Source organism: Streptomyces sp. NPDC033131 (assembly GCF_055578365.1).
The window spans coordinates 287,730-303,883 of record NZ_JBVIPA010000006.1 but is presented as its reverse complement, the minus strand read 5'-3'; the positions used below and the strand labels follow the sequence as shown (position 1 = coordinate 303,883).

Below are 16,154 nucleotides of genomic sequence, written 5' to 3'. Positions count from 1 at the left end.
GGGGGGACCCCCATCGCGGCCGCTCCGGCGCCTTGCGATGCACGGCACCAGACCACGCGACCTGATCGGACGCTCATAGTGAAAGGACCCCTTAAGCGGACGGCCACGTCGAAGGAGCGGCAGAGGGAGGGCGACAACGCCCCTGTCCGTCGAGCGGGTTACCAAGGCGCGGGGGAACAAACGAGTTCTGACGGCAGTCGCCCGACGCAGGCCTCGTGGAGCCACAAGTGAGCTCGGGGGGAGGAGGCACGGTGCCAGCGCTGCATCACCTGGTGGAGATCATCTGGTGAAGATCACCTGGTGGAGAGCATCGTGCCCGTCACCCGCCCCCTAACGGGGCCGCCTGAAACGGAGTCGGCGTGCACGGCAGTGGTACGCGCGCGCCGTGATCGACCAGGGTCGGGCTCAGCGCACCGGGAAGCCGAAGGAGTAGCCCTGCTCCTCGAGCCGGGGGATGAGCCGACGCAGGGCCTCGACGGTCTCGGAGCGGTCGCCTCCCGCGTCGTGCAGGAGAACCGTCGGACCGTTGGGCAGCTCACGCTCGACGGTGGCGACGATGGCGTCCGCACCCGGCTGCTCGAAGTCCTTGGTGTCCACGTTCCAGCCCAGCGGACGCATGCCGCGAGAGGCGGCGAGCGTGCGGCTGTAGGGGGTGAACGCCCCGCCGGGCGCCCGGTAGTACATCGGTCGCACGCCCCCGGACGCCTCGGTGATCATGCGTTCGGCGTCGAGGATCTGCTTCGACTGGAAGGCCTCGGACTTCTTGTCCATGGTCGTGTCGTGCGACACCGAGTGGTCGCACAGCCGGTGCCCGTCCGCGACCACCTTCTTCACGAGGTCCGGGTGGGCCTGCGCCTGCGTCCCCACCATGCAGAACGTGGCCTTCACCCCGTACTCTCGCAGCACGTCCAGCACTTGAGGGGTCCACACGGGGTCGGGGCCGTCGTCGATGGTGAGGTTGACGCCGTGCGCCCCCTGGTCCGAGGCGTGCGCGATGTCCACCGCGACCGGCTTGACGTCGGCGGCCGGCGTGGCCGACGCGGTCGCTTCCGGCGACGAGCCGCTCACGACGCCGGCCTGCGCGGTCCACATCGAGGCACCGACGGCGAGCAACGTCACCCCGCACGCCGCGCCGAGCACCTTGCCGTACCAGCCCCGCCCGCCGCCGTGTCGTGCCATGTCCGCCCCGCTTCCACGCAGTTCCTCGCCGATTCCCTGATCGCCTTGCGACCAACTGGCAGGACGAGCAACGACGACCACGGGATGCGTCCGTTACCGATCACGGACAATCCCGGGGTGGTTCCCGGACAACCAACCGAGCAACAGCCGGCACCCAGCCGGCACCCGCCGTGGCGCGGTCGCCGACGCGGTCCGCCGCGAGACGGCATCCGAACTGCGGGATGATCGTCGTCACCGCGGATACATCCGGCCTCGCGGCCGCTCTTGGATGAGTTGGATGAGCCGGGGCGGTGTCGTGATGCCGGAGATCACGGAGAACCACTCGGGTGCCGCCCAGTCCGTCCGAGCCCGCTACGGCTCGCTACGGCTCGCTACGGCTCGCTCGGAGCGAGCATCCGAATCGGCGTCACAGGCTCGGCATGCCGACGAAGCGCTGTCGTGCCACGCTGAGATCAGGGATCGAGCCACTCCGGGCTGCATCGGCCGACCGGATGGCCTTGCCACCCAAGGAGGCCGACATGGCCAGTGCCGCCCCCCGACCCGGATCGGCCGGCGACTACCCGCGCCCCTGGCACGGGCGCACCTCCGGGACGACCGTCCTCGCGGCAGCGTTGATGATCTTCGGTGGAGCGATGGCGCTCTTCGAGGGAATCGCGGCCATCGCCGAGGACGACCTGTTCCTCGCGACACGCCACTACGTGTTCGAGTTCAGCCTGGCGGGCTGGGGCTGGGTCCACCTCGTTCTGGGAATCGTCCTCGTCCTCGCGGGGTGTGCTGTGCTCACCGGAGCGCTGTGGGCGCGCTTCTTCGGTGTGTTCGTGGCCGGGTTGGGCGCGTTGGCCAACTTCCTGTGGGTGCCGTACTACCCCCTGTGGGCACTGGCGCTGGTCGCCATCAACATCTTCATCGTCTGGGCGCTCTGCACCGGAATGCACAGGGAAGCCGACGACGGCCGAGTGACCTGACACAGACCTGCCCGCCGGGCGGGGCCTGACCAGGCGTCCACCGGCCCCCTCGCCTCCCGACTGGTCTGACGCGCCGCCCTCGCTGAACGGCCACCCTCGGCGCATGAAGAAGCCCCCTCCTGGCGGAGAACCCGCAGGTCCCCCGAGGACGAGCCGACCGCGCTGCCGCTGTCGGTGATCCGCTTCTCCCTGGCGCTGACCCTCTCCAGCACGGCGAAAGCGGGCAAGCGGTACGAGGTGCCCTTCAGCACCGAGGGAGCTGCCGCCGGACAGCGACCGGAAAGGCTCGCCTTCGAGGTCTCGTACGACGAAGGCACCACGTGGCACCCCACCGAGGCCGTCGGCGGCACGCACCTGTCGCTGACGCACCCGGCGAAGGCCGGCTCCGTCTCGCTGCGGGCCGAGCTGACCGACCGCAAGGGCAACACACTGCTCCAGACGATCGAACGCGCCTGCCTCACGACCAAGTAGGCGCCCGCCCCGCACATGGCCTCGCCCGAGGCGCTGCTTGGACGAGTTGTCCACGCTCCGTCCCGGGGACGACGTGGCCCCGACGGGCTGGGGCGGGTGACGCGACCAACGCAGCCCGGCAGCCCGGGCAGCGCGACGAAGGCGCTTCGTACATCAATCCAGTACATGGACTAGGCTTGGTACATGTCCATGAAGCGCACGAACGTCTACGCCGACCCCGAGGACCTGGCGATCATCAAGGAGGCGGCAAAGCGGCGGGGCATAAGCGAGGCCGAGATCATCCGTCAAGGGATTCACCTCGCGGCGATGGCTAACCGGGTCTGGGACGAACCGTTGTTCTCGCGGACGTTCGAGGGATCGGGGCGCACGCCGTCCAAGGCTGAGGTCCGTGACACGGTCGCTGCTGCGGTGCGCCGCGAGACGGACTCCGGAACTGCCTTGTGATCATCGTCATCGCGGATACATCCGGCCTCCTGGCCGCTCTCGACTCGACGCACCCGGAGCACGGGGCGGCGAACGAGGCGATCATGACGGCCGGTCTCCTGATCATGTCCCCGCTCCTGCTGGCGGAACTCGATCACGTGGCCACGCGCGAGTTGGGACGCGCAGCCGCCGTCAGCGCGGTCGACGACCTGCGGCGCTGGATGAGCCGGGGCAGGGTCGTCATGCCGGAGATCACGGAAGACCACCTGGGCGCCGCTCAGTCCGTCCGAGCCCGCTACGGCGCGCTCGACCTGGACCTCGCCGACGCGGTGAACGTGGCGCTCGCGGCCGACTACGACACCGACGCGATCCTCACCCTCGACCGAAGGCACTTCCGGGCCGTACGACCATTGGGCCGCCACAAGGCGTTCCGAGTACTCCCGGACGACCTTCCGCTCTGACGCGGTCTCCTCAGCGGCCAAGCACCTGCTCCCGCAGGGAGGTTGTGCCTCCTCGTCGACGTCGTCAGGACCTCCGAACGCCCACCAGCGCACGTGCGCTGCCTCCAGTCCGACCGGAACCGTGGCGATCCTGCCGTCCTAGCCGCAGAAGGCGCACCGGTACTCGTAAGCGGTCAGCACCAGTTCGCGCATGCGCCGGTCCCGCTGCCTCCGCACGGTCGAAAGCTGCTCGGTCTCCGTAGGTTCCGGTTCCAGGCCGACGGCTTCGCACAACTCACCGTGGAGGGATGGCGGAAAGTGAAGATCGAGCAGTAACCGCGCGATCCGCCCCAGCAGTTCCGGTTCTCTCCGCAGGGCGGTTCTGAGTTCCGGGGCGAGCCGCCCGGTGGCACCTGTTTCCCGGAGATCTCGTACTCCGCTCCCGGGACTGCCGGGCCCGCGGTCGGTCCGTACTTCCCACACACCGTCGCTCACCAGAGTGGGGGACGGGTAGGCGGGCGTCGTCTTGTTGGGAGGGCCGTACTCGGACAGCTGGAGGTGCAGCTCCTCCTCGACAGCGCTGTACCGCAGCTCGCTGTCGGGGTCTTGCTGGAACCGGCCGAGGGCGTGCAGGAGCAACAGCGGCTTGTGCGGAGCGCGTGTCCCGCTTCTCGTCCACTGCCTGAGCTTCGCGATGCGCTCCAACCAGTCCATGGCCGGTGATGGTAGTGATGTTGCCGGCCATGGGGCGAGCAGCGGTCGGCGGCCCGCAATAGCATTTTCAATGGCATAATGATGGCATGGCTGACGACGCTGACTTCCCCCCCGGTGACGGCCCCACCAGTGGCATCTCCGTCACCTTGACCACCGGCACCTTGCAGGCAATCCGTGAGCGGGTCGGCAAGCGTGGCGTCTCGGCGTACCTGGAGAAGGCGGCTCAGCGGCAGATCGAGCGGGACAACCTGGATGAGCTGATCGCCGATTTCGACAAGGTGCATGGCCCGGCCGATCCGGAGGCGGTGGCGGCCAAGCGCACCCGACTCACCGGCGGTACCACGGGCGCCGGGGCGGCCGCGTGACCGGTTGCCTGGTGCTGGACAGTGAGGGCATGGCGAAGGCCGTGCAGCGCGACCGGGAGGTCCACGAGTGGCTTATGGCAGCTCGGGAAGCGGACTTGCCGGTTGTCACGTCGGCGGCGGTGCTCGTCGAGGTCATTCATCCGAAGATCAACGAGGCCGCGTTGAATTGGACGCTGTCCCGGCTGCGCGTGGAGCCGGTCACGCAGGCAGTCGCGCACTCTGCCGCTGCACTGCTGCGGACCGCCGGGCTCCACGGTCACAAGTACGCCATTGACGCCATGCTGTGCGCGACCGCGCTGCAGCATCCCGGTCGGGTGACGATTCTGACCTCCGACGTCGAAGACGTCGGACTGCTCACCGTCGGTCACCCACGCCTTCAGGCCGAGAAGGTCTGAACGCGGTGTCCCCCGCCAACCGGCAGCGGCGATCGAGACCGGAGTGGCTTCGTCGGACCTGGCGGGCGGGCGATCAGCTCTGGGCGACGGAGGTTGACTGCCACGCCTGCATGCGGGCTCGGGACGCCTCCTTGGCCTGCCGCCACTTCATGGACGCCTGCTGGGCCGGGGCACGTCCATGTCGCGGATCATGCGCCGGCCTGCCGCGGACACGGCGGAGGCCGCGATGGCCATGCCGGCGCAGGCCACCACGGCACCGGCCGCGGTGAGCACCGCACCGGTCGTGACGAGCCGAGTGTCGATCTCCATCGTGGGCTGGGACTGGTGGTGATGGTTCATGACTCCACCGTCCAATGGGGGAATCAGATCGCATCCTCGCGGGCTACCCGTCGGAGCTCGGCGGACTGTCCATCGCGGTCCTGTTGAGTGAGCACCCGGGCGCCGCCTGCGTGATGAGTGCGGACAGCGACTGAGGTCCGGGGCCATCCAAGGGCAGCACCTCGGCGGAGGGCACGGTCAGGAGCTGAGAGTCCGGCTTTTCTGCTCCTCGAACTCCGCGTCGGTGAGCACCCTTGGGCTTTCCCGCGACGGCGGCTGTGCGCGACCCCTCGGATCAGACCTGGCATGTTTCTTCTCCCCGGTGTCTCTGGTTCTGGGTGCTGGTTCTTGAGACGGCCGCGGCTCCGAAGGTCAGATGGTCGCGCTCCGGTGGGGGACCGATCAGCTCAGGACTCGGGCCCGGCTGCGGAGGACGGGCCCGGTTCGGCCGCGTCGAGCGGCAGGCCGGAGGAAAGCCTCTTCGAAGACGGCCAAGTCGGTTTTCCCGTCCCCGGTCAGGTCGGCGAGCTCCATGGCAACGACGGAGTTGGCGGGCTCGCGAGCGCGACGGCCGAACGGTCTGGGTCTTCGACAAGAACTCCCTCGACTTCCTGGGCTCGGCGGACGAGGCGCTGCTGGATGTCGGGGTCGCGGACAAGGTTCTCAGCTTGGGAAACGACGGCGCTTGGGCAGCCGGGTAGCTCCTGACCTAGGCGTACGTGCGCTGACGTAGCTCCGGGGAGCGCAGGAAGGCACCGTTGTTGACAGTGTTTTACCGGTCTTGTGGGCACGCTTTGGGCACGCCGTCGGCTCGGAGATGTGGAGGCCCCGTTCTGGCGGCTGACGAGCGGCCGAGCCTTGGAAGCGAGCGTTTGCCGGGAGGCCGCCGTTGCGGGAGCACATAGAGGAGGGATCAGCGGCGGCCGAACAACTCGGGGAGGAGGTGGCTCGGAACGGCTCCGGCGATGCATCCGACACCTGGCCTGCAGGGCTAGCCGGAGCCCGGCAGCTCCACGGCACCGATCAGTGGTTGTCCCCTGATCCGGGCAGGTCCGCGAGGCCGGTGGTCGTCGCGGCGTGGTCGAGGCCATGTGCAGGTGTGCTGTCCAGGGCAGCCCGATCAGGAACGGCCGCGACTTGGTGTGCCCGAAGGGCCACGTCTCAGGCTCGCCGCGGCCCGGAAGCGGCCGGGCCGCGGCGAGTACGTGACCTGCGGGAGGGGCTCAGCTGCCGGTGAGGGAGATGGCCAGGTCCGTGATGTTCAAGGGGAACTTGGCCGTGAGGGCATCGGACACGAGCGTGGCCTCGCCGGTGAAGAGGTTGACGCTGTAGAGGGAGGGCCTGTTGGCGCCGGAGGCGGTGAGAGTGGCGAAGGCGGCGTTGCTGACCGTCTTGCCGCCCGACATGGTGCTGAAGATGTCCATGCCGGCGTTGATCTGCGCGTCGATGCCGAGGCTGCCGGTCGGTGCCAGCGTGCCGTTGTTGGCCGGAGACTGGATGACGACCTGGTCGCTGTTCGTGTTGATGTCGAACAGCGTGGTCGCGGTGGCCCCGTTGAGGTCGTTGTTCGTGTAGGCGGCGGCGGAGATGCCCTTGGTCGTGCCCTCGGTCGGCGGGGTGGTGAGGTTCAGGTCCTGGATGGTCGTGTGGTCGTTGAGGTTGTGCCGCAGATTCTGGCCTTTGTCGCTGATCACACGCAGCCGGTCGGCGGCCGGGTTGAAGTCGACGCCGAAGTTCGTGCCGTTCAGCGTGTACTGGAGCTGGGACACCTTGGTGATCACGACGTCCGCGGTGGCCGGAGGGGTCTTGATCGTGTAGATGCCGCCCTGGTTGCCGACGCCGTACATCAGGCCGTTCTGTACCCGGAAGTCGATGCCGATCAGAGCCGTGTCGCCGCTGAGCCCGATGACGTCCCTGACCCAGTCGAGCACGTTCGGCCGGTCGGTGGTGAACGTGGCCATCTGGGTGCCGTCACCTGTGATCCCGAACGCGCGCAGGCTGGGAGTGGCGGTGGGAGCGGCCGAGCCACTGCCCGGCGCGCTCAGCATGAGCGCTGTCGACGTGGCCATGACCGCTACCGCCGCCGCGATTCTCTTTCTCGTTCCTGCTTTCATCGGTGTTTCCCTCCCGTTTGGACAAGCGTCATTGAGTGGCGCGCAGATGAGAGATTCCCGTACCGATTCCCGCGCTGATCCGAAGTGGTGGCCGGAATGAATGCTGTGGTGTTCCCCCACGGGCCGGTACGCGGTTCCTATTAAGGCCAGTTCACAGTGTCTCCACAAGTGGATCAGGCGATGGGAATGCCCCGATCCAGGGATTTTGCGCACTGTGACAAAGTGCCCCAGACGCGGTCGTCTCCGATGTGCGCAGAGTGATAAGCGCCGTCCGGATTTCCCCTGTCGGCTTCTTCGGCCGGAATGGCATGCTCGCGCCCATGGGGAGCCTCTTCGCCGAGTTGGCCCGGCAGGCGTCGGCCAACGCGCGCCGGGAGGTCGAGGCGTACGCGCGTGAGATTCCGGAGTTCGGGTTCCTGGACACGAACTCCCGGGCGCGGGCCGAGACGCTGGAGTACGCGTTGTGGCTGCGGCGCCGTACGGTCCAACTATCCCCGGACAACGGCGAATTGAGCGACGACGACCTCGGCTACATCGCGGCGATCGGCGAGTCGCGGGCCGCGGCGGGGGTGCCGCTCGACGCACGGCAGCGGGTCCTGCGACTGCACACCTCACTCATGCTGCGCGAGATCAACGAAGCGACCGAAGCTCAGCGCGGCGTCGGCGTCGACGAACTCATGCGGATGATGAACTGGTTCGCCCCGCAGGGAGAACGCGGTATCCGTGCCTACAGCCAGGGATTCGTGACGGCGCTGCGACACCGTCTGCCATACGTCGAGCAGGCCGCCCTGCTGGCCAGGTCGTTGCTGAGCGGAGACCCCATATCGACGGAACTCGCTTCGGCACTGGGTATGGACCTGCCCGAGCACTGCGCCGTGACGGTGATCCGGGTGCCGGACCGTCCCGTCGGCGATCGCGACCTGGAAAGAGAGATCGAGGCGCTGGTGAAAACCCACCACGCGCCGATCACGTGGTGCCCGGGCAGTGGAAGCAGGAGCGGTGAACTGATTGCCCTGATTCCCTTGCGTCCCCCCACACCCCAGGCATCTCCGGGGCCCAGTACAGCCGAGACCGTACAGCCCCACTCCGTACCCGACCTCGCCCCCGACCTCTTGCCCGACCTCGTATCCGATCTCGTACGGGACTTTGCCCAGGCTCTCGGTCGCCCCTGCGCCGCCGGCACCGCCACCTCACCGCTGTCCGAGGTTGCCGACGCCCTCGACCTGGCCCGGCGGATCAGCAGGGCGGCGCCGCTGCGGCGGGCGTCCGCCCGGCTGCGGCCGCACACTGTGGCGGACGTGTTCGTCGAACTCGCCGTTGCGGACGCGCCGTTCGTCGGCGAATGGCTCCACGCCGTGGGCCGGAGCCTGCAGCCCGGCCCGGACCTCCTTGTCACGCTTGACGCGTACTATCACCACGACATGCACCGCGGCGCCACGGCGGCGGCCCTCAACGTCCACCCCCGCACCCTGGACTATCGCCTCCGCCGGGTGCGGGAGCTCACCGGCATCGATCCCGGCTCGACGCGCGGCGTGCGCATCTTCAGCTCGGTCGTCACGCGGCGCCTGTCGGAAGCGTGGCACTGAACCGGGTGGTCCAGCGGTCTCAGGATGCGTCTCATCAGTGTGTCGGCCCGGTGCCAGGCGGCGCCGGGGGTGCGCGGGCTACGCAGCCTGCGCGCAGCCGGTCCCCGAGGAGTCCGCCGGCACCATGGTGGGCTGGGAAAACGCCCACCACCGTGCCGGCCCTCAGTTCTTCATCCAGGTGGACCGCCTCCGGCTGATCAGCCTGCGGAAACACTGCCGAGCCACTTGTAGGAAACGTGCGTCTGTCGCCATAGAGGGGTAAGGGCGTCGAACGAGGAGCATGCTGCACGTTGCACAGCCGGACAGGGGGATGCGCCCGGCTATCCGCGTCTTCCCCACGAGCCTCCGCACGCCCTCACACCACAGCGCCTGAATCCCGCGCCCGCCCGCGTCGCTCCAGCGGACCGCGCACCCCGCTGTCCTCGCTGCGCCTGGGGCGCACTGGCGGCGCCGGGCGGCTGCCCTCAAGCTGCACGGCGATCGGCACGGCGGTGAACACCGTCGATGCCATACCGATCACCACGCCGGCGATCAGCGCCACGGAGAAGTCCGCGAGCGAGTCACCGCCGAGCACGGCCAGGGCCGCCAGGATGAACAGCGCGCCCATACCGGTGTTCACAGTGCGCGGCAGCGTCTGGATGACGGCCTTGTTCGCGGTGCTTTCCAGGTCCGCCGCCGGATCGCGGCGGCGCGCCTCGCGCACCCGGTCGAAGACGACAACGGTGTCATTGACGGAGTACCCGATGACCGTAAGCAGGGCCGCCAGGAAGACGCTGTCGACGGGCTTGCCGAGCCAGGCGAACAGGCCCACCACAAGCAGCACGTCGTGCATCATGGCCGACACCGCCGCGGCGGCGAACGTCCACCGGAACCGCACGCTGAGGTAGATCAGCTGGGTCGCGACGGCGATGCCGAGCGCGATGAGCGCGTGCTGGCGCAGCTCGTCGCCGAGGCTCGGGCCGATCAGCTCGTCCCGCTCGACGGTGACCTCACCGCCCTCATTCGCCAGCGCCGTTCTGATCGTGTGCTGCTGGTCGTTGCTCAGCTCGCCGGTGCGTACCGAGATGTCCCCGTCCCCCGACTCCTGCACCACCGCGCGCGGGAACCCGGCGTCCGTGACCGCCGTACGTGCTGCGTCTACGTCCACGGGCCTGCTGGTGCTGTACTCCACCAGGCGCCCGCCGGTGAACTCCACTCCGAACTCCAGGCCGCGCAGGCCGATTCCGGCGCCGGCAACCACGATCAGCAGCGCGCTGACGCCGAGCCAGCGGCGCCGGTGGTGCACCAGGCGGGGTTTGCGGCGCGCGAGCCAGGCACGCACCCGGCCATTGGAGGTGATCCCGGTCAGGCCGGGCCGGTTGCGCACGAAGCGGCCCTGGATCGCGAAGTCGGCGAGGACCCGGGTGATCACAAGGGCTGAGATCATCGAGGCGAGGACACCGATGGAGAGCGTGACGCCGAAGCCCTTGACGGGTCCGGTGGCGAAGAAGAAGAGCAGCCCGGCCGCGAGCAGCGTGGTCACATTCGAGTCGACGACCGCGCTCCATGCCTTGCTGAAGCCGATGCTCAGCGGCTTGTCCAGGTGCGCCGAGGCCGACTTCAGGGCGCGGGCTCCCAGATACTCCTCTCGGGCACGCTCGAAGACCAGCACGTTCGCGTCCACCGCCATGCCGATCGCCAGGACGAAACCGGCGAGTCCGGGCAGTGTCAGGGTGGCGCCCAGAGCGATCAGTACGGCGTAGGAGATCAGCCCGTACAGCGCGAGCGCGATGGTGGCCAGGGCGCCGAGGAGCCGGTAGACGACGAGGATGAACAGCCCTGTCAGCGCGAGCCCGATGATCGCGGCCTGGGTGCTGGCGGCGATGGCGTCGGCACCGAGCGTGGGGCCGACGGTGCGCTGCTCCACGACCTCTACGGGCACCGGCAGCGCACCGCCCTTGACGAGCGCGGCCAGATCGCGGGCCTCTTCTCGGTCGAAGCCGCCGGTAATCTGCGTGGAGCCGCCGGAGATGCCGACCTGGCACGCCACATCCGCGTTGACGCTGGGCGCCGAGAGGACCTTCCCGTCCAGGACGATGGCGACGCGCCGCTCGGGGGCGCCCTGGGGGGCACAGGCCGCCGCCCCGGTGACCCGTGCCCAGTCCTTGCCTGCCTGCCCGCGGAAGGCGAGGTTGACCATCCAGCCCGACACCGTCTGTTGGTCGAGCACTGCCTCGGCGTCCCTGACGCCCTCGCCGTTGAGGACGGTGGGCCCGAGCTTGAGGAGCGCCCCCTTTTGGTCGGGGTCGGCCAGGGTGCGCGAGCCGTCCCTGGCCGGCTTCCCATTGTTCGCGTCCTGCTGGTACGTCTCGCCCTGCACGGGGTGGACGGTCAACTGCGCGGTGCGGCCGATGATTTCGGCGGCCTCGCGTGGGTCCTGTACGTCGGGCAGCTCGACTAAGATCCGCTGCTGTCCGGACCGGTACAGGCTCGGCTCGGACACGCCGAGCGCGTCGACCCGCTGGCGGAGCACCTCCAGGGCCCGCTGGGTCGATTCGTCATTGGCCTTGACCAGGGGTGAGTCCTTGGTCTCCAGGACGATCTGGGTGCCGCCGCGCAGGTCGAGGCCGAGGCGGGCGGACTGGGTGAGAGCGAAGAAGAGCGAGGCGGCGATCACACCTAGGGCGACGATCGCCCGCCACATGGGGGCGCGAGACATGAGTTCTCCACGATGGGCAGGCAGACGGAGTCGACGTCTGCCCCGGGCGCGGAGGCCAACGGTCAGGCGTCGATACGGACTTCGGTGCTCCGTCGGCACGGCGGGCCGCGTGGGCGATACGCGTGGGTGCCCCGGCTCGCTTCTGCGGCCGCGACCGCCACGGCCACGGCGGGACCGCCGACAGCGCGGTGCGGGGCTGCGTTCCCGGTGCCAGGACCCAGGAAGCCGTGGTACGGGTACGGCACGGCGTCGGCGTGGCCGAGCACGGAGTGCGCCACGGGGACGGGTCGCTGCGCGTCGGGGGTCGCGGACGCCTGCGCGGTCGCCGCCGCGGCCGTGCCCGTCGAGGACGGGCGGGACGTCGGCATCGACTTGCCCGACACCGGCAGGAGGAAGGTCAGGACCGCGAGCAGCGCGGAGAGCACGACGGCGGCCGAGCGCGTCGGGTGTGCGCGGTGCTGCTGCACGCCTCTTGCCCCCCGGCCAAGTCGTCGTACGGAATCAGCAGTTGAGCACTTTGAGCCGACGGCTCGGCTCGTCCGGCCGTCAATGACACGAACGCCGTCGGGCGTCCGGAGGTTCCCGACTCACGCAGGAATGTTGCTGCCGGCGAGGTGCGTATCGAGCCATTGCTTCCGGGCTGAGTCCCGCAGCGGGGCTGGTGATCGAGGCGATCGCGTGGAAGTGCCCTACCGGATCGCCCTGGCACGACCTGCCGCCAGAGTTCGGGCCGTGGAAGGGTGTGCATCGATGACGGTGTTCCGTCCGCCCGCTGGATCGTGGCCAGGCGCTTGTGCCGTACGCGGAGGTCGGCGATGCACTCCTCGCCAGGAAGGCAGATGTGCGTTTGCCGGCGCTCGCCGGGAGGTCACATCCAGCGGCGAGCCGCCCCCGCTCGGGCGCCACCCTCACGCACACGATGGTTCGCGCGGGCAGGTCCTCCGAGACAGTCGCGCTGCCGAGAGCTAATGGTGCGGTTTTGGTGCGCACCTAGCCCACCGGTCTAGACAATAAAGAACCCCCGGGCCTCTGACCTGGGGGTTCGAATGGAGCGGGTGACGAGAATCGAACTCGCACTCTCAGCTTGGGAAGCCACGGCGCTTGGGCGGTCCCAGCGCTGTCGACCTGCGGGGATTCAGTGTGCCGGAGTCGTCGCGCGGGTCTGGTCGTACCGTTGTCGACCGTGGTTGTCCGCTCTTATGGGCACTCTGTGGGCACGGTGTTGCCCATAGGGTGGCGGGCAGAGCGTCTGATGAACGGGCGCTGCGCCTGGCTCGGCTGGTCGGCATGGCCGCTTAGGGAGATTCGCCAGTGCGCAGCCCTCCGGCGAAGAGCCCGCAGGTTCACTCCGTGCACGACCATAGTGATGGGAGCGCTCCCATGGCATCATGTCGCCGCTCAGGCGAGGAAGTGAAGTCGTCTCTTTTCGTCGAACTGAGAGTGAGAGCCGCGCATGATGACCCCCACACATCCACTTCTGACATGCACTCGTCGCATTTGGGCCTTACTGGCGATCTGGGCCCTGGCCGCAGCCCTCGGCGTCGCCCCGGCGGCCGCTGACACCGCTGGGCAACCTGCTGCCGCGGCGGCCAAGACCGTTTACATTCCGCCGAGTTGGGCCGCCACCGGTGAGGTCCCCTGGACGCAGAACCGCACCAAGGAGTCGGCGAACTTCGTTCTCCTCTGGGGTGAGAAGTCGGGCACCGATCCAAGGAACGCGCCCGGCAACTACCGCTTCGACCCGGACAACATCCTCGCCCAACTGGAGAACCTCTACTCCTTCTACGTGAACTCGATGAGGTTCACGCCGGAATCGGGCCTGCTGGCACAGCACAAGATCGACGTGATCGTCACCCGGACCTGGAACCGCACCGCCCTCGACGCCTGGGCCACCGGCGGCTCGGCGGACGGCAGGGTGGGCGTCATCAACATCGCCCCCGCCGCCGCGGCCCCCGGCTCCTGGGGTCTGGCGCACGAACTCGGCCACGTGTTACAGAACTACACGTTCCTCGGCAAGGGCGGGGGAGTGGGATTCACCGACCAGTCCGCCGGCACCTTCTGGGAGACCAGCGCCGAGTTCATGGCGATGCAGGTGTATCCGAACGGCGGCGCGGGCGACCTCACCCGGTTCCTGCGCACCGAGAACCTGGCGTACTCCTCCAGCCGCCACCACTACGGCAACTGGATGCTGGTCCAGTACCTCGTCGACAAGTACGGCGGCATCAAGACCTTCAACGACCTCTGGAACCAGGCCAGAAGCAACGAGCACCCGCTGGAGACCTACCGCCGCATCAACAACCTGACCCAGGCCCAGCTCAACACCCGGATCGCCGAGTACGGCCAGCGCCAGGTCACGTACGACTACTCCAACCGCGCCCACATCATGCCGTTCATCAACAACATGTACGGCGCGGGCTTCATCAACGCCTACAACGGCGTCCCCGTGACCGCGGTGAACCAGTCGACCGGCCACTACGCGATCCCGGACGCCCTGGCCCCGTCCGACTACGGCTACAACAAGATCAAGCTGGTCCCGTCGAGCGACGGGGCCCTGATCAAGCTGCACCTCAAGGGCCATGCGAACGCGGCGGCCGGCTCCGGATGGTCGTACGGCTTCGTGGCGGTCCGCAACGGCACCCCGCGCTACGGGGCCGTGTCGAGCGGCGCCGACGGTCAGATCAGCTTCCAGACCCAACCGGGTGAGAAGGAGGTCTACCTGGTGGTCACCGGCACCCCCGCCACGGTCCACCACTACGCCTTCCTGGACGGCTACACCAAGAACCACCGCTACCCGTACGAGTTCCGGATCGCCGGCGCCACCCCCTCCGGCCACGAACCCGGTTACCAGAAGCCTGCCGCGACCGGCGGCGGCCACTGGCACTCCAACGGCGGCGGCTGGGTCGACAACCGGGCCAACGTCGCCTCCAGCGCCTACGTCGGCCCGCGCGCCGCGGTCTTCGGCAACTCCACCGTCACGGGCAACGCCCGCATCGAGGGACTGGCCTGGGTCAACTCCGACGCCACGGTCGGCGGCAACGTCGTCGTGCGGGACAACGCCATAGTGCAGGGCGGCGCCAACCTGTCGGGGAACCTGGTGCTGGGCGGTGACGCCGAGATGTGGATCTCCTGCTCCTCCGGCACGTACCTGATGTTCAACCCGGACCGCGGCTGCGACGGCCGTCCGGGTGAGAGCGACGTCAATCCGTCCCACGGGACGTTCACGGACGCGGAGTTGGCGATCACGATCTAGTCTCCAGCAGGACTTTGATGCCTGGGCAAACGTCGAGGGGCGGGAGTGCGGAGGCCGATCGGCGGTCACGGACGGTTCCGTGCGCCCGCCCCTCGAACGAGTGACCCCGCCGTCCGTAGTGGCAGTGGCGGGCGGCGGTTCGGCGCTGTCGGCGCCGGCGCCGACGTGACCAGTTCACCGCATGGACGCGGGGGCGTGGGCGTGGGCGTGGGTGTCGGGGAGTGTGAGCTGCCAGGCCGGAACGCCCCCGCCGAGTGCGACGCCAGGGCCGGATCCAGCAGGATCCTGCCTGGAGCGTGCACGGCCCGAGGCTTACGTACGGGGCCATTGCCACCGATGTCGCGGTGTCCATTGTGGATGCAGGTCTGATGCACGTCTGTTGAGGCGGCGCACCTATGGAGTCGCGGGACCAACCGGTGCGGCCGCTCCGCGTAAACCTGTGCCGCGGCACTAGCAGCGCGGGTCTGGCCCGCTGCTCCGTGTTGCTCTGTGTCGGGCTGTGTTGGTCTGTTTTGGTCTGTGTTGGTCTGTCACGTGTTCGGCAGCCAGGGGGCGAGTGCGGTGTCGACCTCGCTTGCGACGGTGTCCTTGTCGAGCCGTTCGCCGAGCATGGAGCGCCGGAAGAACAGGGGTCCGATGATGCGGGAGATGAGTTGCCTGGCGTGTGCCTGGACGCCGGTGCGCAGTTCGCCGCGTTGGACGGCGGCCATGAGCGCCTCCGTGAAGTGCTGGTCCTCCCGGTCGAACATGTCCTCGCGGATGCGTCGTGCGTTCTCGTCGCGCTCGGCTCGTTCGGCTCGTTCGGCTCGTTCGGCTCGTTCGACGACCGTGGCGATGACCGATGCGGAGGCGGGTTGGTTGAGCCAGTCGGTCTGCCGTTGGAGCTGGGTGACGAGTTGGTCGCGGACGGGGCTGTCGTCGAAGGTGAGCAGGGGGTGGATGTCGTTGGTGAGTGCGTCGATGAGGAGGGTCTGCTGGTCGGGCCAGTGCCGGTAGACGGTGGCGCGGCCGATGCCGGCCCGTTTGGCGACGGTGGCGTGGGTGACGTTTTCGGGGCCGCCTTCGACGAGGAGTTCGGTGGCGGCGGCCAGGGCGGCGGCGCGGCTGCGCAGGGCGCGAGGGTCGTGGTGGGTTCGGGGCATCTGGGCATCTCTTCCAGGGAAATTTGTGAGACTGATTGACTCACACTTCTCTACGGTACATGCTGTCTCACAGAGGGTGGGAAACGCGCCTTGC

Annotated in this window: 15 protein-coding genes and 1 pseudogene; 9 read left to right on the top strand and 7 right to left on the bottom strand. The window is 68.7% G+C overall.

All coding sequences use genetic code 11. The annotated features are described in order from the left end of the window. Positions 1-405: 405 nt before the first annotated feature. Positions 406-1,179 carry a polysaccharide deacetylase family protein gene (locus ACZ5XS_RS11805; RefSeq protein ID WP_468650176.1) on the bottom strand — a complete coding sequence of 258 codons (774 nt, stop codon included), beginning with the start codon at positions 1,177-1,179 and terminating at the stop codon, positions 406-408. A gap of 518 nt (positions 1,180-1,697) precedes the next feature. On the opposite strand from ACZ5XS_RS11805, the gene ACZ5XS_RS11800 reads away from it, so the two are divergent. From ACZ5XS_RS11800 to ACZ5XS_RS11785, 4 genes are all read left to right on the top strand, one after another. Then, complete coding sequence (locus ACZ5XS_RS11800; protein ID WP_468650174.1) at positions 1,698-2,144, top strand: DUF7144 family membrane protein; 447 nt, start codon at positions 1,698-1,700, stop codon at positions 2,142-2,144. Between the two features lie 174 nt (positions 2,145-2,318). Continuing rightward, positions 2,319-2,615 carry a hypothetical protein gene (locus ACZ5XS_RS11795; protein WP_468650173.1) on the top strand — a complete coding sequence of 99 codons (297 nt, stop codon included), beginning with the start codon at positions 2,319-2,321 and terminating at the stop codon, positions 2,613-2,615. Between the two features lie 183 nt (positions 2,616-2,798). Continuing rightward, positions 2,799-3,059 carry a ribbon-helix-helix domain-containing protein gene (locus ACZ5XS_RS11790; RefSeq protein WP_468650171.1) on the top strand — a complete coding sequence of 87 codons (261 nt, stop codon included), beginning with the start codon at positions 2,799-2,801 and terminating at the stop codon, positions 3,057-3,059. After that, on the top strand, positions 3,056-3,499 hold the full coding sequence (locus tag ACZ5XS_RS11785; RefSeq protein WP_468650169.1) for a PIN domain-containing protein: 444 nt from the start codon (positions 3,056-3,058) through the stop codon (positions 3,497-3,499). Before ACZ5XS_RS11790 ends, ACZ5XS_RS11785 begins: the two co-directional genes overlap by 4 nt. 54 nt (positions 3,500-3,553) lie before the next feature. Here the strand turns inward: ACZ5XS_RS11785 and ACZ5XS_RS11780 are convergent. Continuing rightward, a pseudogene (locus ACZ5XS_RS11780) lies at positions 3,554-4,192 on the bottom strand (phosphorothioated DNA-binding restriction endonuclease); the annotation flags it as partial. An 86-nt stretch (positions 4,193-4,278) separates the two neighbouring features. Between ACZ5XS_RS11780 and ACZ5XS_RS11775 the strand changes: the two are divergent. Together ACZ5XS_RS11775 and ACZ5XS_RS11770 are read left to right on the top strand one after the other, a co-directional pair. Further along, the gene (locus ACZ5XS_RS11775) at positions 4,279-4,557 is read left to right on the top strand and encodes a hypothetical protein (protein WP_468650167.1); all 279 of its coding nucleotides are present in this window, start codon (positions 4,279-4,281) and stop codon (positions 4,555-4,557) included. Beyond that, positions 4,554-4,952 carry a type II toxin-antitoxin system VapC family toxin gene (locus ACZ5XS_RS11770; protein ID WP_468650165.1) on the top strand — a complete coding sequence of 133 codons (399 nt, stop codon included), beginning with the start codon at positions 4,554-4,556 and terminating at the stop codon, positions 4,950-4,952. The genes ACZ5XS_RS11775 and ACZ5XS_RS11770 overlap by 4 nt, the downstream gene beginning before the upstream one ends. Before the next feature lie 147 nt (positions 4,953-5,099). Here the strand turns inward: ACZ5XS_RS11770 and ACZ5XS_RS11765 are convergent, their stop codons facing one another. Both ACZ5XS_RS11765 and ACZ5XS_RS11760 read right to left on the bottom strand, forming a co-directional pair. Further along, a complete protein-coding gene (locus tag ACZ5XS_RS11765; protein ID WP_468650163.1) occupies positions 5,100-5,291 on the bottom strand; it encodes a hypothetical protein in 192 nt (63 codons plus the stop codon). Positions 5,292-6,493: 1,202 nt separating this feature from the next. Further along, positions 6,494-7,339 (bottom strand): DUF4394 domain-containing protein, encoded by an 846-nt coding sequence (locus ACZ5XS_RS11760; RefSeq protein ID WP_468650161.1) that lies wholly within the window; start codon positions 7,337-7,339, stop codon positions 6,494-6,496. Between the two features lie 365 nt (positions 7,340-7,704). Here ACZ5XS_RS11760 and ACZ5XS_RS11755 point away from each other — a divergent pair, with 365 nt between their 5' ends. Continuing rightward, positions 7,705-8,970, top strand: a complete 1,266-nt coding sequence (locus tag ACZ5XS_RS11755) for a PucR family transcriptional regulator (RefSeq protein ID WP_468650159.1) — start codon at positions 7,705-7,707, stop codon at positions 8,968-8,970. A 355-nt stretch (positions 8,971-9,325) separates the two neighbouring features. On the opposite strand, the gene secD is transcribed toward ACZ5XS_RS11755, so the two are convergent. Further along, positions 9,326-11,668: a protein translocase subunit SecD gene (gene secD / locus ACZ5XS_RS11750; RefSeq protein ID WP_468650157.1), complete on the bottom strand. Its 2,343-nt coding sequence runs from the start codon at positions 11,666-11,668 to the stop codon at positions 9,326-9,328. Positions 11,669-11,730: 62 nt separating this feature from the next. Then, a complete protein-coding gene (locus ACZ5XS_RS11745) occupies positions 11,731-12,135 on the bottom strand; it encodes a hypothetical protein (RefSeq protein ID WP_468650155.1) in 405 nt (134 codons plus the stop codon). Between the two features lie 194 nt (positions 12,136-12,329). On the opposite strand from ACZ5XS_RS11745, the gene ACZ5XS_RS11740 reads away from it, so the two are divergent. Continuing rightward, entirely contained in the window at positions 12,330-12,422 is a 93-nt protein-coding gene (locus ACZ5XS_RS11740; RefSeq protein ID WP_468650153.1) for a transposase, read from the top strand. Positions 12,423-13,121: 699 nt separating this feature from the next. Then, positions 13,122-14,918, top strand: coding sequence for a DUF6055 domain-containing protein (locus tag ACZ5XS_RS11735; RefSeq protein ID WP_468650151.1), 1,797 nt, complete (start codon positions 13,122-13,124; stop codon positions 14,916-14,918). A 530-nt stretch (positions 14,919-15,448) separates the two neighbouring features. Here the strand turns inward: ACZ5XS_RS11735 and ACZ5XS_RS11730 are convergent. Further along, complete coding sequence (locus ACZ5XS_RS11730; protein ID WP_468650149.1) at positions 15,449-16,060, bottom strand: TetR/AcrR family transcriptional regulator; 612 nt, start codon at positions 16,058-16,060, stop codon at positions 15,449-15,451. Between the last annotated feature and the right edge of the window lie 94 nt (positions 16,061-16,154).

Bases quoted from the DNA above. Each gene is read 5' to 3' on its own strand.
- ACZ5XS_RS11755 (WP_468650159.1), top strand. From the start codon at position 7,705: ATGGGGAGCCTCTTCGCCGAGTTGGCCCGGCAGGCGTCGGCCAACGCG.
- ACZ5XS_RS11775 (WP_468650167.1), top strand. From the start codon at position 4,279: ATGGCTGACGACGCTGACTTCCCCCCCGGTGACGGCCCCACCAGTGGC.
- ACZ5XS_RS11760 (WP_468650161.1), bottom strand. From the start codon at position 7,339: ATGGCCACGTCGACAGCGCTCATGCTGAGCGCGCCGGGCAGTGGCTCG.
- ACZ5XS_RS11790 (WP_468650171.1), top strand. From the start codon at position 2,799: ATGTCCATGAAGCGCACGAACGTCTACGCCGACCCCGAGGACCTGGCG.
- secD (WP_468650157.1), bottom strand. From the start codon at position 11,668: ATGTCTCGCGCCCCCATGTGGCGGGCGATCGTCGCCCTAGGTGTGATC.
- ACZ5XS_RS11805 (WP_468650176.1), bottom strand. From the start codon at position 1,179: ATGGCACGACACGGCGGCGGGCGGGGCTGGTACGGCAAGGTGCTCGGC.
- ACZ5XS_RS11765 (WP_468650163.1), bottom strand. From the start codon at position 5,291: ATGAACCATCACCACCAGTCCCAGCCCACGATGGAGATCGACACTCGG.
- ACZ5XS_RS11735 (WP_468650151.1), top strand. From the start codon at position 13,122: ATGATGACCCCCACACATCCACTTCTGACATGCACTCGTCGCATTTGG.
- ACZ5XS_RS11730 (WP_468650149.1), bottom strand. From the start codon at position 16,060: ATGCCCCGAACCCACCACGACCCTCGCGCCCTGCGCAGCCGCGCCGCC.
- ACZ5XS_RS11800 (WP_468650174.1), top strand. From the start codon at position 1,698: ATGGCCAGTGCCGCCCCCCGACCCGGATCGGCCGGCGACTACCCGCGC.